The sequence below is a fragment of the Chryseobacterium sp. KCF3-3 genome, assembly GCF_045865955.1.
Lineage (GTDB): Bacteria > Bacteroidota > Bacteroidia > Flavobacteriales > Weeksellaceae > Chryseobacterium.
On sequence record NZ_AP035792.1, the window covers coordinates 5,018,809 to 5,044,187 of the forward strand.

Genomic DNA, 25,379 nt, shown 5'->3' on the forward strand with positions numbered 1-25,379 from the left:
TTAAAAATTTCTCTTTTTGGCCTTTTAAAGTTCTATAGGAACATTCCTCCTGAAACTTCAATTCTTTGTCCATTGATCCATCTTGCATCTTCCGTACACAGGAATGCCACCACTCCACCAATGTCATCCGGAAGACCTACTCTTCCGAGTGCTGTAGCTCCCGCTACCATTGCATTGATCTCTTCATTGTCTCTTACTCTTCCGCCACCAAAATCTGTTTCAATAGCTCCCGGAGCTACAACATTGGCTTTGATTTTTCTTGAACCTAATTCTTTAGCCATGTATTTGGTCAGCATTTCTACACCTGCTTTAATTGATCCATAAATAGAAGATCCCGGTGTTGCAAATCTTGCCAGCCCTGAAGAGACATTAATAATACCTCCTCCATCATTAATAAATGGTAATAATTTTTGAGTCAGGAAAAACACTCCTTTAAAGTGAATATCTACCACATCGTCCAATTGCTCTTCCGTTACTTCTGTAATCGGGGAATATAAGGCTGTTCCTGCATTATTGATCAGGTAATCGATATGAGTACTTCCTGTATTTTGCTGCAAATGATCTGTTACGTTTTTTACAAAAGTATCAAAGCTTTTAATATCTTTTGTATCAAGCTGAAATGCTACAGCTTTCCTTCCCATTGATTTGATTTCATTGACAACAGCATCAGCCTCTTCTTTGTTACTTCTGTAGGTAATGATAACATCTAATCCTTTTTGAGCAATTTTAAGCGCTGAGTTTTTCCCTAATCCACGGCTTCCTCCGGTTACCAGTGCAATATTTGTTTTTGTGTTCATTGTATTTTGATTATTTTGATGGTACAAAGTTGGGATATTTTCAGACTGAAGTGTTTGCTTGAATCAATCTGAAATTTGCAAAATTCAAATCAGGAACGAAATTCCAATGGAGTAAACGTTGTTTTCCTTTTAAAGAAATTGGAAAAATGAGCAATCTCCTCAAATCCCAGAGCGTAAGATATTTCTGAAACATTCCATTTTGTCTGTTTTAAAAGTATTTTAGCTTCCTGAATAATCCGGTCCGAAATAAATTCTGTGGTTGTCTTTCCGGTGCTTTCTTTTAATCTTTTGTTTAAGTAATTGACATGAACAGCCAATCGGTCTGCATAATCTTTGGCGGTTTTCAATTGCAGTCTCTGTTCCCCTGATTCAATAGGAAACTGTCTTTCCAGCAGCTCTATAAATAAAGAAACTACTCGCATGGATGCATCATTTGAAGCTGATATTTTGGATGCAGGCTGTAATTTCTGCCCATAATGAATCAATTCCAGAACATAGTTTCTGATCAGATCATATTTAAATACATAATCTGAATCTATTTCTTTTTTTATCTTTTTAAATAGACTTTCAATCTCTTCTGCAAGCTCATTATCAATTTCAAAAACCGGAACTCCACCTGGCTGAAAAATAGGAAGATCTTCCAGATTATAATAAGATTTATCCTTAATGAAGAAATCTTCCGTAAATACACAGAAACTTCCGGACTGTTCAGGATCTTCAGGAACCCAGTGATAGGGAACTTTAGGCGTAGCAAATAATAAAGCATTCTGTTTTATTGAAATTACTTTGTCTGCATATTCTGCCCTATTCCGCCCTCTTATAAAGCTGATTTTATAGTATTTCCTCCTGTTATAAGGCATTTCGGAAGTGGCCTTTGCTCTTTCTATCGTTTGGGCAATATCAAAAACATTAAAGTGACCGATATCTTTATGAAGCCCTTTGGGAAAAATACTTTCAAGATCTTTTCCCAGCTTGGCTGCCATCGCTTTATAAAAATCTTCCAGTGAAGTGTGTGCTATTTTTTCCATCACAAATGATTTGTAAAATTCAAATATACAAAGTTATGAAACAGACTGCTTTAAAATGTTTCCAGATTGTTCATCTGAACTTCTCATTTCTGAAAATATTGTTATAATGAATATCTCATTACTCCATTGAAAATTCCGAAGATTTATTTAAAATTCTTCATTTTTTCTAAACACAGTGATATAATTCATTTATTTTACTTACTTTCGTTAAAACTAACTTATTAAAAATCAAATCAATGAAAAATCAAATCAATCAAATTGGAAAAAAATTAAACAAAAAAGAATTAAGTATTATTAAAGGAGGTCTTATCAACTGTATCGAACCAGTTCTATGCCCTGTTCTTCCATGTGAACCTTCATCTGATCCTTATGGATGTACGATCATTTCTCCAAAATGTGCTCAAAAGGAGTGTAGACCACAATTATAATATCTAATAATTCTTTAAATAAAAATAATATGAAAATGGAACTTAATAAAGGTAAAAAACTTAACAAAAAAGAATTAAAAACTATCAAAGGGGGATTGCTGGACTGTATGGAAGCTGTCCCATGTACAGAGTTTCCTTGCTAGACTTATCCTCCTGGGGATATTAGAAACTGTACTATATTTTCTCCAAGTTGTGCTCAAAAAATTTGCAGACCTTAAGACCTAACATCTATTGAATTCTAATTATATCAATAATCACTAAACCAAACACTATGAAAAATCAAGATTTAACTCACGGAAAAAAATTGAACAAAAGACAATTAAGAGTAATAACCGGAGGAAAAGAAATGTGTCTGCTTCCAGACCTTACATGTAAGAAATATTCTTTTGCCTGTGCAGAACTACAATGCCAGCCCGGTATTGAATTGTAATAAGCTCCCGAAAAACTAAAACCATAAAAACTTTAACGAATGAGAAATCAATATTTAAACAATGGTAAAAAACTCAATAAAAAAGAGTTGAAGACCATTAAAGGAGGTGTAATGATATGCAGCCATCAAGGTATTTGCGCACAAGTTCATCCTTCATGTTATGAACCGGAGTGCCGAACTGGAGAGGCACAGTTAAGATGTACAGATATAGCCAATCACTGTGTAGTTTTCTCTCTATCCTGTATAGAGCCAAAATGCCGATTCGATATAGGTATTCCGCTTTAATGATAAAAACAAAAAGAACTGCTCTCTGATTTCAGGAGCAGTTCTTTTAATCAACAATATTTATTCTGAATAAATGCAAAAAACGCTCCCAAATTCATGGAAACGCTTTTTTTATAACTAACTTTAATACTTTTCTTATACGTTGAATCTAAAGTGCATGATGTCACCATCCTGTACGATATATTCTTTACCTTCTACAGAAAGCTTTCCTGCTTCTTTTATTTTTACTTCAGAACCGTAAGTAATGTAATCGTTATACTTGATTACTTCTGCACGGATAAATCCTTTTTCAAAGTCTGTGTGGATAACTCCTGCAGCTTGTGGAGCTGTCCATCCCTGTCCGATAGTCCATGCTCTTACTTCTTTTACTCCAGCTGTAAAATACGTCTGAAGTTTCAAAAGATCATATGCTTTTCTGATCAAACGGTTTACACCAGGTTCTGTAAGACCAAGTTCATCAAGGAAAATTTCTCTTTCTTCGAAAGTTTCAAGTTCATTGATATCAGCTTCGATCTGTGCTGCCAGTACTACTACTTCAGCTCCTTCACCTTTAGCCATTTCTTCAATCTTAGCAATCCACTCATTTCCGTTTTTGATAGAATTTTCATCTACGTTACAAACGTAAAGAACCGGTTTATTCGTCAACAACTGAACTTCTCCGATGATTGATTTTGTAAAGTCATCAGTCGCAAACTCTCTTGCATTTTTACCGTCTTCAAGGAATTTCTGTAAATTCTGAAGCGTTTCGTAAGTAAGAATATCTTCTTTCTTCCCTGACTTGATGAATTTTTTAGCTTTCTCAACTGCTTTTCCTACGGTTTCAAGGTCTTTCAGCTGAAGCTCTATATCAATAATTTCTTTATCTCTTAATGGGTCTACTGAACCTTCTACGTGAACGATATTTCCATTGTCAAAACATCTTAAAACATGAATAATCGCTTCACACTCACGGATATTAGCTAAGAACTGGTTTCCCAATCCTTCTCCTTTGCTGGCTCCTTTTACAAGACCTGCAATATCAACAATCTCAACTACAGCGGGTAAAACTCTTTCAGGTTTTACGATTTTCTCCAGTTCAAACAATCTCTGATCCGGTACAGAAACCGTTCCAAGGTTCGGTTCAATAGTACAGAAAGGATAGTTTGCTGATTGAGCTTTTGCATTGCTCAGACAGTTAAAAAGAGTTGATTTACCTACATTCGGTAAGCCTACGATTCCACATTTCATATTGTAAAATTCAAAGTTTAAGGTTTAGGGCAACCCAAGGTATCTTCAACTTTAAACATTGATCTCAGAACCTTGAATTACGAGTGTGCAAAGATAGTGATTTTTGGGGGAGTTTCATAATAAAAAAATCTGCCAATATTCTGACAGATTTTCAAAAGGTTTGAATTCACCGGATGTTTTATGGGTTAGCACCCGTAGCATTCTGAGCCAGTGGAACATCATTGGGTGCTTCCTGTAAAGTTTTATCTAAAGTAAATAAAGATTCGTCAGTAGCTCTGTCGCCACCTGCAATTTTCAGCTTGTCAATCAAATTCTGAGCTAATGTTTCTTCCTCAATCTGTTCCTGTACAAACCATTGCATAAAATTCCATGTTGCCCAGTCTTTTTCTTCCATAGACAAATCCACAATTTTGTAGATAGCAGTTGTATTGTCAACTTCATGTTTAAAAACACCGTCAAAGCAGGCTGTAAGAGTCTTAGGATCAGCCGGAGGAGCCGGAATGGCTGTTACTTTTGGTTTTCCGCCTCTGTTTAAAATGTATTCCATGAATTTAATGGAGTGATTTCTCTCTTCCTGAGCGTGGCGGTATAGGAAGTTAGCAATCCCCTGATAGCCTTTGTCGTCGGCCCAGATTCCGTAAGATAAAAAAACGTGTGATGCATGAATTTCTTTGTTCATCTGATCGCTAAGTGCTTTTTCCATGCTGGTGGAAAGTCTTTTAGTATTCATAATGTTATATTTTGGTGATTATGGAATGAATCATGCAAAAACAGTTCCGACAAGTTCATTATTTTATATAAAATTGCATACCACACTTAAAAATACAACTGATTTACAATCATTTAAGCTAATAATTTATAGTTATTCTAAAATAAAAACCGGTTCTCAGACAGAACCGGTTTTATTAAATTCATGATTGAGATTGCTTTACCTAAAGGTTCGCAATGACATATTTAGAATGGGTTGTATCCCAACTATTTAATCTTTCTTGCTGTATAATCACTTTCATTCCCTAACCTATCAATAGCTTTAATGGCAACTGCATTCAGTTTTTTCCCGTCTTTAGATTTAGGAATGTCTTTTGAAAGGGTATCCAGCGTTAAAATTTCTGTTTGCCATACACCGTTATATTGAGTAAAAAGCACCCATAGAAATACATCGGCAGCATTTTTTGTACTCCAGCTTGTCTGAGCGAAGCTTCCGTTATCAGCAATAAATAAGGTAGGAGTTTGCAATGGAACTGCTTTTATCCATGGTGATTTCGGAACCAATGCTTTTTCATTGTATGGACCACTTTTCAAAGCGGGAAGCATATTTGGGTTTTTGGTAAGCCCTGCAATGCTCCAGTGAATTTCTCCGGCATCACTTTTAAGGATATTTCTGGAAATAGCAATCTGGTTTTTGATTTCCGTTGGGCGGTCTGATACTTTAATCTCAACAGTATTCAATCCCGGCCATAAGTGACGATTCATTGTATTTTCGGACTGCCACCAACTCAGCAGAGCTTCGAAGCTTTGTCCTTTAGAATCTATGGGCCAGTACAGCTGTGGAGAGAAATAATCTACCCAGCCTTTATTTAACCATAATTTAGCATCTGCATACAATTCGTCATATTGAGAGGAACCTATAACTCCCATAGGATATCCGGGTTTCCAAATTCCGAACGGGCTGATCCCGAATCTTACATTATTTTTTTCTGCATGAATTTCTTTATAGATACGTTCCACAAATTTATTCACATTATCTCTTCTCCAGTCTGCTCTGGACAAAGTACCTCCGCTGCTTAGGTAAGCATTCCAGCTGGCATTATCGGGAAAGTCTGCTCCTTTATTGTAAGTAGCATAAGGATAGAAATAATCATCGAAATGCACAGCATCAATATCGTACCTTTTTACAATATCTTTCACCACATTGGATACGTGACCCTGAGTTTTCGGATTAGCCGGATCAAACCAGTACATTCCGTTCTTTAATCTTACTACAATATCAGACAGCTTATTGGCCATCGACAGGTTATTAACAGCTCCGCCATTTGTATGGTGGGCACGGTAAGGATTTAACCAGACATGAAGTTCCAACCCTCTTTTATGAGCTTCTTCAATCCAGAACTGAAGCGGATCATAGTTTGGATATGGAGCTCTTCCTGTTTCTCCGGTCAGAAAGTAAGACCATGGTTCGATATTACTTGTATAAAGTGCATCTGCGGAAGGTCTGATCTGAAAAATAGCAGCATTGAAATTATTCTCTTTCAGCATATCAAGCATACTGATTGCTTCTGCTTTCTGTTGTTCCACCGTAAGATCATTCCTTGAAGGCCAGTTGATATTGGCAACACTGGCAATCCATGCTCCACGGAATTCTCTTTTGATTTCCGGAAGATTGGTTCTGAAATTTTCATCACTTGAAGCTACTGTTCCTGTTGTAGGTTTTGTAGCTGTTGGATTTACTTTTGGTGGATTTGTATTGTTGGTTGGTTTTGTCGGATTCTTTGTGGAAGGTGTTTTTACAACATTGTTCTGAACGGAACATGAGGTAGTGTAAGATGCAAAAAAGCCCAGTAAAACGATAAGTTTTAATTTATTCATTCTCATAGTCACAAAACTACATTAAAATTTATTTTTATTCTTAGAGATTATTATGCCAAAATAAGCATTTTAATGGGTTGGCATAGAAAAAAAGCCCCGAAAATCGAGGCTTTATTATATTTTAAGAATTTTAGATTATGCTTTCGCTCCTCTTTCAACTCTTTTTCTTTCTTCTTCAGAAAGGATTTTCTTTCTCATTCTGATGAAGTTCGGAGTAACCTCGATAGCTTCATCACCCTGGATGTATTCCATACATTCTTCAAGAGAGAATAAGATTTTTGGAGCAACACCAGTGTCTTTATCTTTTCCTGAAGCTCTCATGTTGTTCAATTGTTTTGCTTCAACGATGTTTACTACCAAGTCACCAGGTTTGTTTTGTTCACCGATGATCATTCCTGTGTAGATTTCCTCACCCGGATCAACGAAGAACTTACCTCTATCCTGTAGTTTAGCAATAGAATATTCTGTAGCAGGACCTGTAGTTTTGCTGATCAAAACACCATTGTTTCTTCCAGGGATAGAACCTTTGAAAGGCTTATATTCTGTGAAACGGTGTGCCATGATAGCTTCACCAGCAGTAGCTGTCAACATCTGAGAACGTAATCCGATCAAACCTCTTGAAGGAATTTCGAATTCCATGTGCTGCATTTCACCTTTAGTTTCCATAATGTGAAGGTCACCTTTTCTTTGCGTTGCCAAGTCGATAACTCTTGAAGCAAATTCTTCAGGAACATCAACAACCAAAGATTCATAAGGCTCACATTTTTCACCGTCAATTTCTTTGAAGATAACCTGCGGCTGACCAATTGTCATTTCGTACCCTTCTCTTCTCATTGTTTCGATCAAAACAGATAAGTGAAGAATACCTCTACCGAATACCAAGAAAGTGTTTGCATCATCAGTCTGTTGAACTCTTAATGCTAAGTTTTTCTCTAATTCTTTAGTTAATCTTTCTTTAAGGTGGTTTGAAGTTACATATTTACCATCTTTACCGAAGAAAGGTGAGTTGTTGATAGAGAACGTCATGTTCAACGTAGGCTCGTCAATTGCTGTTCTTTCCAATGGCTCAGGATTTTCAAGATCAACGAAAGAATCACCAATCTGGAATGCATCGAAACCTACTACAGCACAGATATCACCTGCTTTTACTTCAGTTACTTTTTTCTTTCCTAATCCTTCGAAAACGTAAAGTTCTTTTACTTTTCCTTTTACAATTTTACCTTCTGCCTGAGCAAGACCGATCCATTGAGATTCTTTGATTTCACCTCTTGTCACTTTTCCGATTGCAATTCTTCCTAAGAAAGAAGAGAAGTCAAGAGAAGTAATCTGCATCTGAAGATTTCCTTCTGTTACTTTCGGTTCAGGAACATATTGTAAAATACCATCTAATAGTGGTAAGATATCTTCAGTTTGCTCTAATGAAGTGTTGAACCATCCTTGTTTTGAAGATCCATAGAACGTAGGGAAATCCAATTGCTCTTCTGTAGCTTCAAGGTTGAAGAATAAGTCAAATACTTTATCGTGAACTTCGTCCGGACGGCAGTTTGGTTTATCTACTTTGTTGATAACCACTAATGGTCTCAATCCTAATTCCAATGCTTTCTGAAGTACGAATCTTGTTTGTGGCATTGGTCCTTCGAACGCATCCACTAACAAAATAACCCCATCAGCCATTTTCAATACTCTTTCTACTTCTCCACCAAAATCGGCGTGACCAGGAGTATCAATTACGTTAATTTTTGTGTCTTTATAAGTAACAGAAATATTCTTGGATAAGATGGTGATCCCTCTTTCTCTTTCAAGATCGTTGTTATCCATAATTAACTCCCCACTCTCCTGATTTTCTCTGAAAATGTTGGTAGCGTGAATGATCTTGTCAACCAAAGTCGTCTTTCCGTGGTCAACGTGTGCGATAATCGCAATATTTCTAATGTTTTGCATAAAAGATTTTTACGGGTGCAAAAGTAGTGATTTTTAATGAAAAAATATTTAGTTATCTAAATATTTAATAATTTGTTTAAAATACTTATTTACAAGACAATAAAAAAGAGTGTCCGAAAAACACTCTTTAAGTTATTTATACACAAGCTTGTATTTCGCATGGATCTATTACAGGCGGTTCTCCGCATATGATGTCAAATTCTGCGCAATTACTGGAGAATCCGGTTGCCCATCCCCATCTTACGGCACATGTGTCAGCATCTTTGCATTTTACCATTCCTTTAACGATTCCTCCCTGAACTGATTTCATTTCAGTTCTGGAAATTTTTCTAAGATTTCTCATGTTGTTTTGTTTATTTGTTATTAGCATGATAAAAATATAAAAAAAACACAATAATTAATATGTTATTCAAATATTTAACATTTCGGAGAAATATTTTTAACATTCACATTCAATGCCTTAGCAACCTGTAAAACAAAACAAGATCAATTAAAACAACCAATATAAATTTCATGAGAAAAGATTTCTTGGAAACTTTATGATTGAAGAGAATCATTCCCATAGCAGCTCCTATAATTCCGCCCAGCAGAGAAATTCCTAAAAGGGTATTTTCGGAAATTCTCCATTGATGCTTTTGGGCCTGCCACTTATCAAAACCAAAAGTACCTAATGCAAGCACGTTTATTATCAACAGAAAAGGAATCATTCTTCATTTAATTTGCCGCAAAAATAGAGCTTAATTTATAAAAATACACGTACCCATTCCATATTTTTAAACCATTAAGGAAGATTTAAGAAGTAAAGTACAGTTAAGGTAAATCATTCTGATTTTTAAGCTTAAAGCGAAGCTAATCTTAATACTCTTAAACTCTTATTAAATCTTAATGGTTTAAAAATAAAAATTTCAACAGACTCATCAATAAAGAAATTCCAAAGTTTAAAACCCGGACAGAAAATATTTATAAGGTTATCAGAACAGGATTTTTTAAATTTGTCTTTCTTAAAAAACAAATTAATGACGGTACAGGATCTTGCAGGAAGCTATTCAATTGAGGGAAGTAATCAGGAAGAGTCTTCCCATCCATCTTATCATGGAATATTAACCTTAACCATTGATGAAAACAACCGTATTATTGCCCAATGGATGATTGGTGACCATCAGCAAAACGGTACAGGATTTTATAAAGACCAAATTTTAGTGATTAATTTCAACTACGAAGGAGAAGATGATAAAATCTATAAAGGAGTTGCTGTGTACCGCTGCCTGAGTAAAGACGTACTGGATGGATTCTGGTCTGAGAAGCACGGAAATCCTTTATATCTGGGAAGTGAATATTGTGTTAGAATCCAGAACTCCAAGATTGTAAATTAATTTCTTTATCCATTTGAGCAAAAAGATTTCTAAATAAAAAGAGCTGTCTTCGTGAAGACAGCTCTTGTAATTATTAAAGTTTAAATAACTTATTTTTTAGCTTTTACGTCGATTGCAATCTCGATATCTTTGCTGATCATCCATTCTGCTGGATCTGCTTCAGAAGTACCGAATTTAAGTCCCCAATCTGCTCTGTTTACGGTAAATTTAGCCTGAATAGCCGCTGAATTTTCTGCAACATCTACTTTCGCAGGGAAAGTAACATTCATTGTTTTTCCTGATAAAGTAAGGTTTCCACTTACTGTTTTATTAGCTCCTGCTACTGCATCTTTTGGTGCTTCTTTCAAATCTGTAACACTTGTAATTTTGAAATCTGAAGTAGGGTTTTTCGCTACATCAAAGAAATCAGGATTTTTTAAGTGCGCCTCAAGATCAGCTGGTTTTTTATCTTTTTCTGTTACTGAAGCCGGATCTACTTTGATAGAATTCATGTCAATTACAAAGTTTCCTGCAGAAACCTGACCTGCATCAACACTGATATCTCCAGACTTTACCGTAAGAGTTCCCCAACGAGGTGCCATTCCTCCTTTGTGGAAAGCTTTCCAGTTTACTACTGAGCCTACTGTATCTACTGCCAGCGTTTCTCCTTTGCTCTCTGCTACAGTTTGTTCCTGAGCCGTAGCTGCAGTTTCTGCTGTTTTTCCTTTATCACATGACGCCAAAAGCAATCCTATTCCTACTAATGCAATTACGCTAATTTTTTTCATATTGAACTGTTTTAAAAAAGTTTATTAAAATTTTGTTGTTTTCGGGTACAAAAATAGAAAAACCTGCTTTGCATCATCTTAACATATATCAAGAAATGACTTTTTTTGATTTTTTTATTGATTTCCACCATCAGTTTTAATTTTGTTGGCTGAAAGTATAAAAAATCATTCTACTCCACAATACGGAAACCTTACAATACTAATATATTCTTAAATTAACTCTAAATTTTATAGATTTTTATTGTTTTATAATTTTTCACTATTCCAGATCACAATAAAAATGTATTTTTGGCGCTTTGTAGGAAAAACACAAATTTTAATAAAAACATGACAAAAAAACTAATAACATTATTAGCAATAAGCACAATTTATTGTCTTAATGCACAAACCAAAGCTGAAGAAGCTCTCAAAACATTTGAGCAAAAATATCCTCAGGAAAAAATACACTTGCTATTGGATAAAAGCAGTTATACTGCGGGAGAAAACCTATGGTTTAAGTCATTTGTATTTGATGGCTATACTACATCTGCTATTTCGACTACCTTATTTGTAGAATTGTATGACAGCAATAAAAATCAGATCAGCAAAAAATTAATTCCATTAATAAATGGTGAAGGAAGTGGCAACATTGCCCTTAAGGATTCTTTAAAAGAGGACATTTACTATATTAGAGCGTACACCAGCTGGATGGCTAACTTTAATGAAGATTTTCAGCTTATAAAACCTATTACAGTCTATAACCCTTCATCGCAAGAAAAATTAATAATCAATCCAACTCCATGGATGGTATCAGCTTATCCTGAAAGCGGAAGCTTTATAGACGGAATCAGTACAAAAGTAGCAGTAAGGCTACAATCTAATGGAATAACGCCTTCTGACTGGGAAGGGTATGTCACAGACTCTGATAATCCTGATATAAAAATCACAACATTTAAAGGGTTTGATCAAAATATCGGATTATTTAATATCACTCCTAAAACCGGAAAAAGATACCAACTGACTGTTCAGGATAAGAGCGGACAAAAACAAAATATTGCTCTTCCTGAAGTCTCTGCATCTGGAATAAACCTACAAGTAGTAAGTGATAAAGACCACGTAAAGTACACCATAAAAGCCAAAAATCAGTCTCAGGACTCACAGTATTATACTGTTTTAGGAACCATCAACAATCAGCTTGTTTACAAAGCTAAGATTAATAAAATCAATAACGAAGCTCAATATTCTATCTCCAACAACCAACTTGTGAGTGGAATCCTACAACTTACCATTTTTGATGACAAAGAAAATGTTGTATCTAATAGGCTTGCTTTTGTACAACCTCAGTTGTTGCAGTTCAAGCAACCATTATTACAGGCTGTTTCATTAAAAGATATACCACGGGGTAAGAACTCGTTTGATATTCCTAAGGATGCTAATTATTCCAATTACACAGTTTTAGTACTTGATGCCAACACCAAAAGTACAGAAGAGGATCAAAGTTTATTAAGCTCTTTATGGCTGACCGGAGACATAACATCACCCGTTACTAGTCCTGCTCAATATTTTACAAAAACCCGTAATACAGAAGCGTTGGATGCCCTTTTAATTTCAGAAAAATGGAAGCGTTTTGAATGGAAATCAATTATGACAGGAAACTATCCTATGATCAAATATCAACCGGAAAGCTATCTTTCTTATAAAGGGAAAGTAAATATTCAGGGGAAAACCGCTCCTAATACAGAAGTAAATTTAATTTTCGGTTCAGAACCGGGTTCCAGAATGTCTCAAATAAAATCTGACAACAATGGTTTTCTAACATTGAATAATTTGGTTTTTGAAGACACAATGAAATTTTTTTATCAGTTAAATTCTGAGCCAAAAGATCTTAATAATAATTATTCTGTTTACTTCCAACCTACATTTGCTTTTATCCCTTACAAAAAGAACTTTCCGCCAAGTTCCTACAAACTGGTTCCTCGTCCGGCTGATGACAAACCCTCTAATGAAGTCAATAGATCACTTACCGCTCTTAATACTCAGAAAGTTATCAGTGAAAACATCACCAATATTGAAGAAATAAAATTAAAAGGAGAAGTAAAGAATAAGACGAAAAAATTAAACGACGAATTGAGCAGCCCACGATTCAAGAGTATGAATGAACAAGTTTTCGACTTTGTAAATGATTCCACAATGGTTACCTCCACAAATATTTTGAAATGGCTGCAAGGAAGAGTTGCAGGCTTAACAATTCAAATGCAACGTGGAAGTTACACTGCTTCTCTGAGAGGTGGGCAAGTGGGGATCTATCTTGATGAAATGCTTGTTGATCCTAGTCAAATAGATAATATATCTCCCTCCGATATTGCTATGGTAAAGGTGATAAAAGGATTTTTTGCTGGTGGTTTTGGTGGAGGCAACGGAGCTATTGCCATTTATAGTCGTCGTGGTGCATCCTCTAACAAAATCGTATCGTCAAAATTAAGACAAATCTCTCTAACAGGATATGACAAAGAAGCAACTTTTGAAAGTCCTGATTATGGAAATGAAAAATTCAAGAGCGTTACACAGGATACCCGAAGTGTCCTTTACTGGAACTCTTTTCTCGAGGCACAGCCTGAAGAGTCATCCAAAGTACAGTTTTATAACAATGATGATACAAAAAAATATAAAATAATCATCATGGGATATGATAAAAACAATGATACCCCACTTTATTATAATGAATTTTTGCCTTAATTAATTTAAAAATTCTCATACAGCCTGATTACATTTTCTGTAATCAGGCTTTTTTTATATTTCAATTTCATTTTTTCCATTCCAAAACCCTATTTTAGCTATCCGAAAACAGAACAATGACGACCGTAGAATTTATACAGAAACAGCTCAATATTTCTGAAAAGAGCATCAACAATACCTTACAACTATTATCTGAAGACTGTACCATTCCTTTTATTTCCCGTTACCGAAAAGATAAAACCGGAAACCTTGACGAAATACAAATCGAACAGATCTCAAAAATCAGCAAGCAATTTGATGAAATTGTTAAGAGAAAAGAATCCATTTTAAAATCAATAGAAGAACAGAATGGATTGACTCCTGAACTTCAACAGAGAATAGAAGAAAGCTTTGACATTCAGGAACTGGAAGACCTTTATCTGCCTTTCAAAAAACGTAAGAAAACCAAAGCTGATACAGCCAAGGAAAAAGGACTGGAACCTTTAGCTAAAATTATTATGAGCCAGAAAAGTAATGACATTCTTTTTCTGGCTTCAAAATATCTGAATAATGAAGTTGCTTCCGAAGAAGAAGCCCTGCAGGGAGCAAGAGACATCATGGCAGAATGGATTAACGAAAATATGTATGTCCGTAAGAACCTTAGAAGACTATTTCAGCGTAAAGCAGTAGTTACCTCCAAGGTTGTAAAAGCTAAAAAAGACGAAGAAGAAGCCCAGAAATTCTCCCAATATTTTGAATGGGAAGAAAGCCTTAGCAGAACACCTTCTCACAGGCTTTTAGCCATGCTCAGAGCTGAAACAGAAGGTTTTGTAAAAACAAATGTAGGAATAGACAAAGACGAAGCCATTGATTTCATTGAAAAAGCCATTATCAAATCTAATAATGAAAGTTCTGAACAAATTGCACTGGCTATAAAAGATAGTTATAAAAGACTACTGGAGCCTGCTATTTCGAATGAAGCATTACAGGAAGCTAAAGAAAAAGCGGACAAAAAAGCCATTGAAATTTTCTCTGAGAACTTAAGCCAACTCCTTCTTGCCCCACCTTTAGGAGAAAAGAGGATTCTGGCAATAGATCCCGGATACCGAAGCGGATGCAAAGTAGTATGCCTGGATGAAAAGGGAGATTTATTACACAACGAAACCCTCTACCCTCATGCTCCACAGAATGAAAGTGGAATGGCTATGAAAAAAATCCGTTCTATGGTGAATGCTTACAATATTGAGGCTATTTCTATTGGTAACGGAACAGCAAGCCGTGAAACAGAATTCTTTATCAAAAAAATTGCTTTTGATAAACCTTTGCAGGTTTTTGTAGTTTCAGAAGCAGGAGCATCCGTTTATTCTGCAAGTAAAATTGCAAGAGATGAATTCCCGTCGTATGATGTAACGGTACGTGGAGCAGTTTCTATCGGAAGAAGACTTTCTGATCCGTTGGCAGAATTGGTGAAAATTGATGCTAAATCTATTGGTGTCGGACAATACCAGCATGATGTAGACCAGACCCAGCTGAAAAATGAGCTGGATTCTACCGTGATGAAATGTGTAAACTCTGTGGGAATTAATTTAAATACCGCCAGCAAGTCACTATTAAGTTATGTTTCCGGAATCGGAGAAAAAATGGCAGAAAATATTGTGAATTACCGTACTGAAAACGGTGCTTTTGAAGATAGAAAACAGCTGAAAAAAGTTCCAAGACTTGGAGAAAAAGCTTTCCAGCAAGCCGCTGCTTTTGTAAGAATCACAAACGCCACAAACCCCTTAGATAACTCTGCTGTTCACCCTGAAGCTTATGAAATTGTAGAGAAAATGGCAAAAGATTTAGGTATTAAAACCAATGAACTGATAGCCAATAAAGAAAAAATAGCCCTGGTAAAACCCGAAAGTTATATCACAGGTGAAATCGGGATTTTAGGAATAAAAGATATTTTGAAAGAGCTTGAAAAACCGGGACTGGACCCAAGAAAAGCAGCAAAAGTATTTGAATTCGACCCGAATGTTAAAAGCATTAAAGACTTAAAAGCAGGGATGATTCTTCCGGGAATTGTCAATAACATTACTGCTTTTGGATGTTTCGTAGATCTTGGAATCAAAGAAAGCGGACTGGTTCATATTTCCCAGCTGAAAGAAGGATTTGTATCGGATGTCAACGAGGTAGTAAAACTTCATCAACATGTTCGTGTAAAAGTAACGGAAGTGGATGAAGCAAGAAAAAGAGTCCAGCTGAGTATGATTTTGTAATTTTTAAATATTACCCTATTTAAATTTAAACCACAAATTAATCATTTTGAAAACAAAGAATCTAATCTTCGATCTGGATGGAACATTATGGGATTCCAGAGCTACAATCATCAAAATATGGAATGAGGTATTGGGCAAAAAACATCAGTTGATCAAAAAAGCCCTGAAACCAGAAGACATGGATCAGTATATGGGACTGCTAGCTCACGATATTGTAAAAGATATTATTCCCGGCATTTCGGATCTGCAAGCCAAAGAAATCCTTTCTGAAATTGTAGCCGAAGAAAATAAAACACTTCACTTAGAAGGTGGAATTTTATACGATGGCGTAGAAGATACTTTAAAGAATCTGGCCAACACTTATTCCCTTTTCATAGTGAGCAACTGTCAGGATGGGTATATTGAATCATTTTTAGATTATTATCAATTCAATGATCTGTTTGTTGATTTTGAGTCTCACGGACGAACCCAAAAGCCAAAGTCTGAAAACATAAAGCTTCTTATGGAAAGAAATCATTTGACGACCGAAGATTCCATTTATATTGGTGATACCCAAACAGATCAGGACTCTGCTCTGGTAAACGGAGTACCGTTTATTTTCTGTGAATACGGATTTGGAACATTGAATAATTCAGGATATAAACCTTCTCTTTTAAAATTTCACGAACTGAAAAGCCACATTTAAGTAGTGACAGCTGATTGATAATGAGAAACTGTCATATCTTTTTTAAAAAAATATAGCTTTTTGAAGCATTAATCCATTAAAACAAATTACAAGCACTCATTGAAAATATCCGAACTTAAAGTAAAGAAAATTATTCATAGGCCTACCAGATCCTTTGATGAATCGGGCAATAGAATTTATAACGAGTTTGAATTTGAACTCCCTTACAACCCTGTTCATAAAGGAAATGAAACGGAACGCCTTTTTGCTAAAGTGATTGATATGGCTCCTTTTATCATGATCATCGTATTGATCTTTCATCAGTCTTTCGTCTTTGGCATCTTGCTTTCTATTCCGCCTGTGATCATCTCCGGAGCTTTTTGTGAAGGGTATTTCGGTACAACTTTCGGCAAGAGAATTTTTAACCTTAAAGTTCTTGATGATTATGGGAGACAGCTTGATTTTCCGATATCACTGCAAAGAAATTTTTTGTGTCTGGCCAACTTCAGGCCGGTTTTTACAGAGCATACTTCAAAAACTGTTGCAATGGGAACACAAACCAGAACTCATATGAACTTCAGTATGCATCTTAATAATAAGATCTGTAAAACCTATGTTGTAAAAGAAAGCAAAGTAAAAGAAATACAAGAAATGCTGTTACAAGAAGATAAAAAGAGGCTGTCCAAAAAGGTCAGCCTCTTTTTTTTTGTTTTGAGACTGCGTATAGTTATGCAGCAATTTTATACTGGTAGTATCTCACTAACTGTGTAAGTTAAAAAGTTATTCTGGAAAATTTTGAGCCCTTATAGCTCAAAAAATTTTACGGAAATAACTTTTTATTATTTTTAACCATTACATAGTTATGATCGACAAAGAAGAATTATTAAACAACAAGGATTTTTACAAGTCCTTTAAAAATGGAGAAGACTTAACTTCTTTCTTCAAAGAAATGCACAAGCGAGCTATAGAGCATATGCTTGATGCAGAATTGGACTCTCATTTGGATAATGATAAACATCAGAAATCTGCCACTGGAAATTACCGTAACGGTCACGGGACTAAAAAGATAAAATCCTCATTTGGCGAATCTGAAATTAAAGTTCCCAGAGATAGAGGAGGTAGTTTTGAACCAGCATTGGTTCCAAAGAGACATAATATTATCGATGGTTTGGAGAATATTATCATATCATTTTATGCTAAGGGAATGAGTGTAAGTGATATTGAAGAACAAATTAAAGAAATGTATGATTTTGATGTTTCTACCTCTACCATCTCACGAATCACCAATGCGGTTGCCAGTGAAGTTGTTAGCTGGCAGAACCGCCCGCTTGAAGATTTGTATCTCATTGTCTGGATGGATGGGATTGTTTTCAAGGTAAGGGAAAATTCCAAAGTCATTAATAAAACCGTTTATCTGGCTGTTGGATTAAACCGTGACGGGAGAAAGGAGGTCTTGGGAATGTGGCTTGGAAAAAATGAAAGTTCAGCCTTCTGGATGAGTGTTCTCACGGATTTAAAAGCCCGTGGTGTGGAGGATATTCTCATCACTGCTACCGATAACTTAAACGGATTTACCCAAACAATCCGTTCCGTCTTTCCTGAATCTCAAACCCAAATTTGCGTTGTCCATCAAATAAGAAATGCCTGCAAATATGTGGTCTGGAGGGACAGAAAAGAATTTTCTGCCGATATGAAGCATATTTACACCGCTCCAACAAAACAAGCGGCTCAAGCAGCTCTCAATGATTTTGCAGATAAATGGGAAAGCAAATATTCTTATGCTATACAATCCTGGCGAAACAATTGGGATGAACTCACTGTATTTTTTGAATTTCCTCTCGAGATACGAAAAATCATTTACACCACAAATTTAATTGAAAATCTCAACGGCAAAATCAGAAAATACACCAAAAATAAAATGTCTTTTCCTACTGATGATGCTGTAATGAAATCAGTTTATTTGGCATTAAAAGAAGCTACTAAAAAATGGACAATGCCTATACAGAATTGGGGTATTGTCCTCAACCAATTTATGCTTATTTTTGAGAAAAGGCTCAGATTATAAAATCTAAGCCCTGACTTTTTAACTTACACACTTTACGGGATAGTGTCTTTATACTTTTGGATTTTCATATACTTATGGAAAAGATGCATATGTTGTTTGCATTTAAGTGTATTTAGCCAATTTTTACGGTTAAGTTTTCTGTTTTTCACTAATTTTCTAAGATTATGTGCCAATGCCATTAATCCAAATTCAATATTTACTTTTTCAAGTCCTTTTAGAGTAAATCTTGAAAATTTATTATTGCTTTTTAATTGCCCGAATACAGCTTCTACTTCTATAGGCCGTTTACTTCTGTGGTAATGCCCTTTTTCAGATATCAGCCTTTGTCTGGCTTTCATTCTGTGATGGTTCAGATTATAATTCACTTCGATTAATCGATTATCCTGGCTTTGATGGCAGCTTTCTCTAAGAGGACAACCCTGACATCTGAAAGCCTGATAATAATGTACCTGAGATTCATATCCGTTACTGCTGATTCTTTTGCCTTTACCGATAAAGTTCATTTGCTGTCCGCAGGGACATACATAGAAGTTATTTTCCTCATTATAATATAAGTTCTGTACAGCAAACGCATTGTTCTTCTCACTGCGCTTCTGTTCTTTATGAAAATTATTATATTTTACATAGCCCTCTATAGCTTTTTCTGCCATCATTTCGTAATTCTCTTCACTTCCATATCCGGCATCTGCTACTACCTCTTTACTTTGTTTGTGATACTGATTTTCAAAGCTGTTAAGATGATCCTTCAATGTAGTGGTATCTCCAGGAGTCTGATGAATGCTGTAATGGGTGATAAACTGGTTTTCAGTACTGATCTGTGCATTATAGGCTGGCTTAAGCTGCCCATTTTTCATATGGTCGTCTTTGAGCCGCATGAAGCAGGCGTCGGGATCTGTCTTACTATAACTGTTGCGGCCTGAGAGTATTTTTAATTGATCTTCATACTTCTGTAATCTGGGCAGGTCCTGATGCTGAAGCTTTTTAATGAGCTTCTTACCGGTTTTATTGTCCTGTGCCACAGAGTGATTAAGTTCTGCTATTTTATCCTGAAGCTCTCTGCTGTCAATAGATTTTGGAAGGGTCTTTTCATGGGATTCATAACGCTCTTCTTTGATTTGGGATTCAATATCTTCAAGTACGGAATGAATTTGAGCTTCCAGTTTTAATTTATTCTTTTCTACAGATTTTTTCCATACAAAGCTGTATCGGTTGGCAGATGATTCTATTTTTGTACCATCTATATATTGAACATTTAAACTTACGTAACCTAAATTCTGCAAAACAACGGTAACATCTGCAAAAAGACGGTGAATATGGTTTTTAAGCCGTTTGCTCCTAAAGTAATTGATGGTTCTGTAATCAGGCTTACTGTTGCCGGAAAGCCACATGAAATGAATATTTTCTCCAAGTGCCTTTTCTATTTTACGGCATGAATAAATATTGTTGAAATAGGCATAGAATAAAACTTTGATCATCATCCGGGGGTGAAAACTTGTCGTTCCACCGCCTTTATATTCACTTATAATATGATCGATATTCAAGTTATCCACTAATTCATTGATAAGACGTACCGGATCATTAGCACCTATCTTATCAAAAATATCTTCAGGAAATAAGCTGGGAGTATTGGTGGGTAAAGATTTAAACCGTACTTTCATATCAATGTTTGTTTGGGTGCACCTTAAAGATAAATCTTAAAGGACAAACAACAAAAAAATCCCCGAAACTTTTTAAGTAACGGGGATATTTTTTTGGACTTTTTAGACAGCCTCTTTACTCTTTCTTCTATAGAAAAACTATTATTTATAGTCTCTAGAACTTCTTCTGGGTTCTTTTACTTCCGGCCATTTTACCGTCTCCCCTTTTTCATCCTGAGGCATTACTCTTTTTTCTCTATTACTGAATTCAGGATCTTCGGATGCCATGTAAGCCAATGCTGCTGTTAAAATTACGTTGTTTTTCACTTCGTCAAAAACAATCTTGTCATAAGTATCTTTTGTGGTATGCCATGTATATCCAAAATATCCCCAGTTCAAAGACCCTAAAGAAATCCCTGGAACTCCAGCTGCTACGAATGAAGCATGATCAGAACCTCCTCCGCCAGGCATTCCTGGAAAGTCAGTTTTAATATGGCTTCTTACTGCTTTTGGAACACCGTCAAGCCATCTTCCTACGTAATCATAAGCTTTTACAAATCCCTGACCGCTGATATTCACCACACGCCCTGTTCCGTTATCCTGATTAAAAGCAGCCTGTACTCCTTTTATAATCTGAGGATTATCTGCTACAAAACCTCTCGATCCGTTTAATCCCTGCTCTTCACTTCCCCAAAGCCCAATTACAATAGTTCTCTTGTTATTAGGATAATATTTCTTCAGAATTCTCATAGTTTCCAGCATCGTAATCGTGCCGGTTCCATTATCTGTAGCTCCCTGAGCACCGTCCCAAGAGTCAAGATGAGCGGAAAGAATCACATATTCTTCAGGTTTTTCTTTTCCTTTAATCATTCCGATTGTATTGAAGCTTTTGGCTTCAGGAAGTATTTTTGACTGAGCATCAATTTTGATTTTAGGCAGAGTTCCTTTTTCTGCCATTCTGTAAAGCATTCCATAGTCTTCCACATCAATATCGATCATTGGAATTTTGCTTGTTTTAGCACCAAAAATCCTGTTTGCTCCCATGATTCCGGTCCAGTTTGAAATAGCAATTCCTGCCGCCCCTGCTTTTTCCAGTGCTTCCGGCAGACTGTTATTATCATATCCGATATTCTTTATGTAAGCTGCAAAATCTTTGGTAGCCTGCTCTTTCTCTGATTTAAGCTTTTCATACAATTCAGGAGTTGCAAATTCTTTGATTTGTTCATCAGAACGTCCTATTTTCTGATATTGAGCCATCAGCACAATTTTTCCTTTCGCAGAAGGAAGCCATTGGTCAAATTCAGCCTTAGAAGATACCTTCGGAAGGATAATCACTTCGGCTTCAATTGCTTTTTTAGTAGCCGGACTCCATGCAAGTTGTGTTGCTGAAAGAGATTTTACACGAGGATATGTCATATCAACATGAGTCGTTCCTCTCTGCCATCCTTTCCATGTTCCGAATTGTTGAAGATTGGCATCTACTCCCCAAGAACGAAGTTTATTGGCGCTCCATTCGTTGGCTGCCAGCATTTCGGGAGTTCCTACAAGACGGGGACCGATCCCGTCAAGCAACTCAGACGCAAGGTTTTCCAGTTGGGAATTATTATTTACTTCATCTACAAAACTTTTTACGATAGGGTTAAGCCTTTCTTTTGGGTCAACCTTTACCTGAGCCCATGAAAACTGGGCAGCCAGCACTACTGCAGGAACTGCAAAAAATCTATTTATCCTCATACTATTTATTGATTGGTTTAAAGATAAAAGAAATTGGGGAGATAGTGAAGAATTAAGCCTAAAAAAGAGGTTTTTCAATTATATTATCAATAGTTTCATCCAAAAGAAATAATAAAATTCTGAAAGCAACCATAATTAATAAAAAAAGACCATCAATACGACAGTCTTGTGGCCTTTAGAAATGACACTTTATTTTTCATTGAGAAACGCCTGTTCTTCTTTGGAAAGCAGTGTTATCCCAGCTTTTTTTTCTTTTACAGGAACATTATTCCAGATACTGATCTTAAAATCAACCTTCGGATTAAGCCCTTTCTTATCACTTTTGGTAAAAGTAGTATAGATAATTTCACGACTGAATTTCCTTACATGAGTTTCATCTTTATAAAAAACGGTAAAACCATCTCCTTCCAGCTTCGTCAATGCAGGTACATAGACACCATCTTTTTTATAAAAATCAAAAATCAGTGTAGCATCACCAAGCTTGTACTGAAATTCTCTTCCATCTGTTGTAGTTTTCTTCATGGTAGGAAAATCTGTCTGATAATAATGCGTTTCAAAATAAGTAATCACTTTATCTGCTTTATTATATTTAAATTCACCTTTCATCTGAATTCCTCTTACCGATTCTATTTTAAAGGTAATCAGCTGTTCATCACCTTCCTCAAAAATCAACCTTCCGGTATATTTACAATCCTTCATTCTCAGATGCTGGAGTGTTCTGTAAAGTTCATAATTCAGAAAGAGGTTTCCTAGATATTCATGTGAAAACTCATTGGTTTTTCCCGTGAAAATGCTATCAGTATTTACTTTCTTCAGATATTTAACGTTATTCAGCTGCATCTGAAGGATTTCATCATAGTTTTTACGAAAACCATCTTTAAAATTATATTGGTTATTTTTACTCCAGAACTTGGCTTCTGCAATGACCAGAAAGTAGAGCTTATTATTATCAAAACCTTTTTCCTTGTATACAACGTCATAAAGAGAAGGATCATCATAATATTTTTTATGATAATTTTTACTGATGTCTTCAAATATTTTTTTGATGTCTACATTGATGATTTTGATCTCATCGATATTTTTATAGACAGGTTTAAGTTTTACCTGAGCGTTATAGGCTTGTATTTTCTCTTTTTGAAAACCTGAAGCAGAAATTTCAAAATTGACAGCATCTGAGTTCACTGGAGCAAAACCATCTTCATTGGTATAAATGATTTGATCCTGAAGGATAATTCTTGCATTAGGAATAGGATTTCCATTTTCGGAATCCACTACTCTTAATTTCTGTGCAGAAAAAAAGCCGAAAAAGAAAATGAATAAAAGATAAAAGGACTTCATGGTTATTTGTTATATTAGTTTTAATTAATAACACAAATATAGATCAGGAAGTACATAGAAGAACAGAAGTTTAGTACACTTTAATACTATTTAACACTAAAAATTTAAATTCAGCAAAATGCATTCTAAAACTGGGAATTTTTAATCTATTTCACATTAAAACACTTTTTGTATTCCGGAAATAAAAAAACCGGCTTCAAAAGCCGGCTAAAGGTGAATTATTTCTTAGCTTCTTCTACAGAAACTTTTCTGAATTCTTTGAACAATTTGCTTAGTTCTAAAGCTGCTTTACGAGCTCTTGTACCAGCTGCTTTGTTTCCTTTTTCCGCTTGTTGGTTTGCCTCAGTTGTGAACGCTTCAAATTCTGCGTTGATTTTTTCAATTAGTTCTTTCATTTATTTAAAAATTTAGGCTGCAAATATAGGTTTTATGGTGATTCCAGCCTAATTGTGTTGAAAAAAAATAGTGGATTTAATCATTTTTTCTGAGTCTTTCTTAAATTCAATTTAATTTTTAAAATAAAATCAAATTATTGTAGAAAATCAACCACGTATCTGAGGGTTTATATACAGAAGAAATCAATATTTAAATAAACCACTCAGAATCAATAAGAATCAACAAAAACAACAAACAAGATTCTCTTAAAAAAGCTTATTGACAAAGCCATTTGATTTCCTTATCATACTTAATTATTTTTAACCGTTCAAAACTGTAGTTCTTTTGCTTTCCTGCCTGCATTTTTTAATAAAACAATGCTTTCAGGAGTAATTCTTTCGGCAAAAACAATCCTGAAATGATAATGGTATTTGTCAGTGAACGAAAAGGTATTTCCGGGAGTAAACAGAATCTGATGCTCTTCACAATACTGATAAAATCTTTTCATATCCGTATTTTCCGGAAGCTGTCCCCAAATGCTGTAACCTCCCAGTGGCCTATGAAAATAAGCCTCTTCCGGAAAGAATTTCCTTAACGCTTCCAATACCTGAACAGCCTGCTGATTGAGCTTTTCCCGAAATGAACGGAGATGTCTTTCATAACTACTCCCCTGCAGCAGCTTCAACACCAGTTCCTGATAAATGGGAGAAACTGTACGCCCTAAAGCAAATCTTACCCTTTCGGATTTTGCATAGAAATCGCCCGCATACAACCAGCCTAAACGAATTCCGGGAGCTAACGTCTTTGAAAATGAGGAGTACATCATCACTATTCCCTTTTTATCAAAGCTTTTGATACTTCGCGGTCTTTGTTCTCCAAAATAAAGATCGGAATACATATCATTCTCAATAATACAGAACTGATGAATTTCGGCGATGCTCAGAATTTCTTTTTTTGTTTCATCCTTCATTACAACACCTGTGGGATTGTGAAAATTGGGAGTCGTAATAAGAGCGCAGATTTTATTTTCCTTGCAGATCTTCTGGAAATATTCAGTGTCAAAGCCTGTTTTATAATGCACAGGAATCTCAATAACTTTCAGTTCGAGATGAGCAAGCACTTCCAATACAGAAAACACGCAGGGACTTTCAACAGCAACCACATCCCCAGATTTTGTAACTGATTTTAAAGCAATTGTCAGTGCCTGCAAAGCACCATCAGTAATAATTATTTCTTCAGGGTTTAATGCACAGCCATAGGTTCCCATTTGTTTTGCAATATGCTTCCTCAGTGCTTCCAAACCGTTTGAAGGATAATATCTGAGCAGTGCTGCTCCTTTTTCACGAATGACTTCCTGCATTGTTCTGAGAATAAGCTTCTGTGGAATCAACAGGTCTCCGGGCATGGCGGTATTGAAAGAACTTGATTCTAATGTTCTTTTAGAAGTCAGCATTATATTTTTCATAAATACCTCATCTCTCACTACAGGCGGAAGCTTTGTTCTTAGTTCGGGAATATTTTCCTCTTGAATCCCTGTGACGAAATAGCCAGACCGTGGATTACTTCTGATCAACCCTTTAATCATGAGATATTCAAATCCGCTTTGTACCGAGCTTGTACTCAGTTTGTATTTTTCTTTGATGTCACGAACGGATGGAAGCCTGTCATTTTCCTGTAAAATTCCACTGTAGATCTGCTTCTCTATTTCAGCCGTAAAAACTTCATACTTATATGGTTTCATCATATCAC

22 protein-coding genes are annotated in these 25,379 nt (G+C 35.6%); 8 read left to right on the forward strand and 14 right to left on the reverse strand.

Going from position 1 to position 25,379, the window contains the following annotated elements; translation table 11 throughout:
• Positions 1-32 precede the first annotated feature (32 nt).
• Entirely contained in the window at positions 33-797 is a 765-nt protein-coding gene (locus ACKTTZ_RS22425) for an SDR family NAD(P)-dependent oxidoreductase (RefSeq protein WP_034696514.1), read from the reverse strand.
• Positions 798-886: 89 nt separating this feature from the next.
• Positions 887-1,825, reverse strand: a complete 939-nt coding sequence (locus ACKTTZ_RS22430; RefSeq protein WP_034696515.1) for an AraC family transcriptional regulator — start codon at positions 1,823-1,825, stop codon at positions 887-889.
• A 236-nt stretch (positions 1,826-2,061) separates the two neighbouring features.
• Between ACKTTZ_RS22430 and ACKTTZ_RS22435 the strand changes: the two genes are divergently transcribed.
• Both ACKTTZ_RS22435 and ACKTTZ_RS22440 read left to right on the forward strand, forming a co-directional pair.
• Positions 2,062-2,253: a hypothetical protein gene (locus ACKTTZ_RS22435; RefSeq protein WP_156106467.1), complete on the forward strand. Its 192-nt coding sequence runs from the start codon at positions 2,062-2,064 to the stop codon at positions 2,251-2,253.
• Between the two features lie 271 nt (positions 2,254-2,524).
• A complete protein-coding gene (locus tag ACKTTZ_RS22440) occupies positions 2,525-2,683 on the forward strand; it encodes a hypothetical protein (protein ID WP_185103701.1) in 159 nt (52 codons plus the stop codon).
• 420 nt (positions 2,684-3,103) lie between these two features.
• Here ACKTTZ_RS22440 and ychF read toward each other — a convergent pair whose 3' ends face one another.
• The 6 genes from ychF to ACKTTZ_RS22470 all read right to left on the reverse strand — a co-directional run bounded on the left by ychF (position 3,104) and on the right by ACKTTZ_RS22470 (position 9,429).
• Complete coding sequence (gene ychF, locus ACKTTZ_RS22445; RefSeq protein ID WP_034696517.1) at positions 3,104-4,195, reverse strand: redox-regulated ATPase YchF; 1,092 nt, start codon at positions 4,193-4,195, stop codon at positions 3,104-3,106.
• 178 nt (positions 4,196-4,373) lie between these two features.
• On the reverse strand, positions 4,374-4,925 hold the full coding sequence (locus ACKTTZ_RS22450; protein WP_034696518.1) for a ferritin: 552 nt from the start codon (positions 4,923-4,925) through the stop codon (positions 4,374-4,376).
• Positions 4,926-5,170: 245 nt separating this feature from the next.
• Positions 5,171-6,787, reverse strand: a complete 1,617-nt coding sequence (locus tag ACKTTZ_RS22455; RefSeq protein ID WP_407846652.1) for a glycoside hydrolase family 10 protein — start codon at positions 6,785-6,787, stop codon at positions 5,171-5,173.
• 129 nt (positions 6,788-6,916) lie between these two features.
• On the reverse strand, positions 6,917-8,722 hold the full coding sequence (typA, locus tag ACKTTZ_RS22460; RefSeq protein ID WP_034696525.1) for a translational GTPase TypA: 1,806 nt from the start codon (positions 8,720-8,722) through the stop codon (positions 6,917-6,919).
• 136 nt (positions 8,723-8,858) lie between these two features.
• On the reverse strand, positions 8,859-9,065 hold the full coding sequence (locus tag ACKTTZ_RS22465) for a bacteriocin-like protein (protein WP_034696527.1): 207 nt from the start codon (positions 9,063-9,065) through the stop codon (positions 8,859-8,861).
• Positions 9,066-9,174: 109 nt separating this feature from the next.
• Positions 9,175-9,429: a DUF1294 domain-containing protein gene (locus ACKTTZ_RS22470; RefSeq protein WP_034696528.1), complete on the reverse strand. Its 255-nt coding sequence runs from the start codon at positions 9,427-9,429 to the stop codon at positions 9,175-9,177.
• Positions 9,430-9,738: 309 nt separating this feature from the next.
• On the opposite strand from ACKTTZ_RS22470, the gene ACKTTZ_RS22475 reads away from it, so the two are divergent.
• Positions 9,739-10,095, forward strand: coding sequence for a hypothetical protein (locus ACKTTZ_RS22475; RefSeq protein WP_407846653.1), 357 nt, complete (start codon positions 9,739-9,741; stop codon positions 10,093-10,095).
• An 89-nt stretch (positions 10,096-10,184) separates the two neighbouring features.
• On the opposite strand, the gene ACKTTZ_RS22480 is transcribed toward ACKTTZ_RS22475, so the two are convergent.
• Positions 10,185-10,862 (reverse strand): YceI family protein, encoded by a 678-nt coding sequence (locus ACKTTZ_RS22480; RefSeq protein WP_034696530.1) that lies wholly within the window; start codon positions 10,860-10,862, stop codon positions 10,185-10,187.
• A gap of 327 nt (positions 10,863-11,189) precedes the next feature.
• Here ACKTTZ_RS22480 and ACKTTZ_RS22485 point away from each other — a divergent pair, with 327 nt between their 5' ends.
• From ACKTTZ_RS22485 to ACKTTZ_RS22505, 5 genes are all read left to right on the forward strand, one after another.
• Positions 11,190-13,577 (forward strand): hypothetical protein, encoded by a 2,388-nt coding sequence (locus tag ACKTTZ_RS22485; RefSeq protein ID WP_407846654.1) that lies wholly within the window; start codon positions 11,190-11,192, stop codon positions 13,575-13,577.
• A gap of 116 nt (positions 13,578-13,693) precedes the next feature.
• A complete protein-coding gene (locus tag ACKTTZ_RS22490) occupies positions 13,694-15,817 on the forward strand; it encodes a Tex family protein (RefSeq protein ID WP_407846656.1) in 2,124 nt (707 codons plus the stop codon).
• Positions 15,818-15,863: 46 nt separating this feature from the next.
• Positions 15,864-16,502: an HAD family hydrolase gene (locus ACKTTZ_RS22495; RefSeq protein ID WP_253317351.1), complete on the forward strand. Its 639-nt coding sequence runs from the start codon at positions 15,864-15,866 to the stop codon at positions 16,500-16,502.
• 99 nt (positions 16,503-16,601) lie between these two features.
• Entirely contained in the window at positions 16,602-17,252 is a 651-nt protein-coding gene (locus tag ACKTTZ_RS22500; RefSeq protein ID WP_407846657.1) for an RDD family protein, read from the forward strand.
• A 91-nt stretch (positions 17,253-17,343) separates the two neighbouring features.
• On the forward strand, positions 17,344-18,546 hold the full coding sequence (locus tag ACKTTZ_RS22505) for an IS256 family transposase (protein ID WP_253318248.1): 1,203 nt from the start codon (positions 17,344-17,346) through the stop codon (positions 18,544-18,546).
• A gap of 32 nt (positions 18,547-18,578) precedes the next feature.
• Here ACKTTZ_RS22505 and ACKTTZ_RS22510 read toward each other — a convergent pair whose 3' ends face one another.
• From ACKTTZ_RS22510 to ACKTTZ_RS22530, 5 genes are all read right to left on the reverse strand, one after another.
• Positions 18,579-20,204 carry an IS1182 family transposase gene (locus ACKTTZ_RS22510; protein ID WP_407846658.1) on the reverse strand — a complete coding sequence of 542 codons (1,626 nt, stop codon included), beginning with the start codon at positions 20,202-20,204 and terminating at the stop codon, positions 18,579-18,581.
• A 141-nt stretch (positions 20,205-20,345) separates the two neighbouring features.
• Positions 20,346-21,917 (reverse strand): M28 family peptidase, encoded by a 1,572-nt coding sequence (locus ACKTTZ_RS22515; protein ID WP_407846659.1) that lies wholly within the window; start codon positions 21,915-21,917, stop codon positions 20,346-20,348.
• A gap of 189 nt (positions 21,918-22,106) precedes the next feature.
• Positions 22,107-23,255 (reverse strand): carboxypeptidase-like regulatory domain-containing protein, encoded by a 1,149-nt coding sequence (locus ACKTTZ_RS22520; RefSeq protein WP_407846660.1) that lies wholly within the window; start codon positions 23,253-23,255, stop codon positions 22,107-22,109.
• A 218-nt stretch (positions 23,256-23,473) separates the two neighbouring features.
• Positions 23,474-23,650, reverse strand: coding sequence for a histone H1 (locus ACKTTZ_RS22525; protein WP_002978882.1), 177 nt, complete (start codon positions 23,648-23,650; stop codon positions 23,474-23,476).
• 308 nt (positions 23,651-23,958) lie between these two features.
• Positions 23,959-25,374: a PLP-dependent aminotransferase family protein gene (locus tag ACKTTZ_RS22530; protein ID WP_407846661.1), complete on the reverse strand. Its 1,416-nt coding sequence runs from the start codon at positions 25,372-25,374 to the stop codon at positions 23,959-23,961.
• Positions 25,375-25,379: the final 5 nt, after the last annotated feature.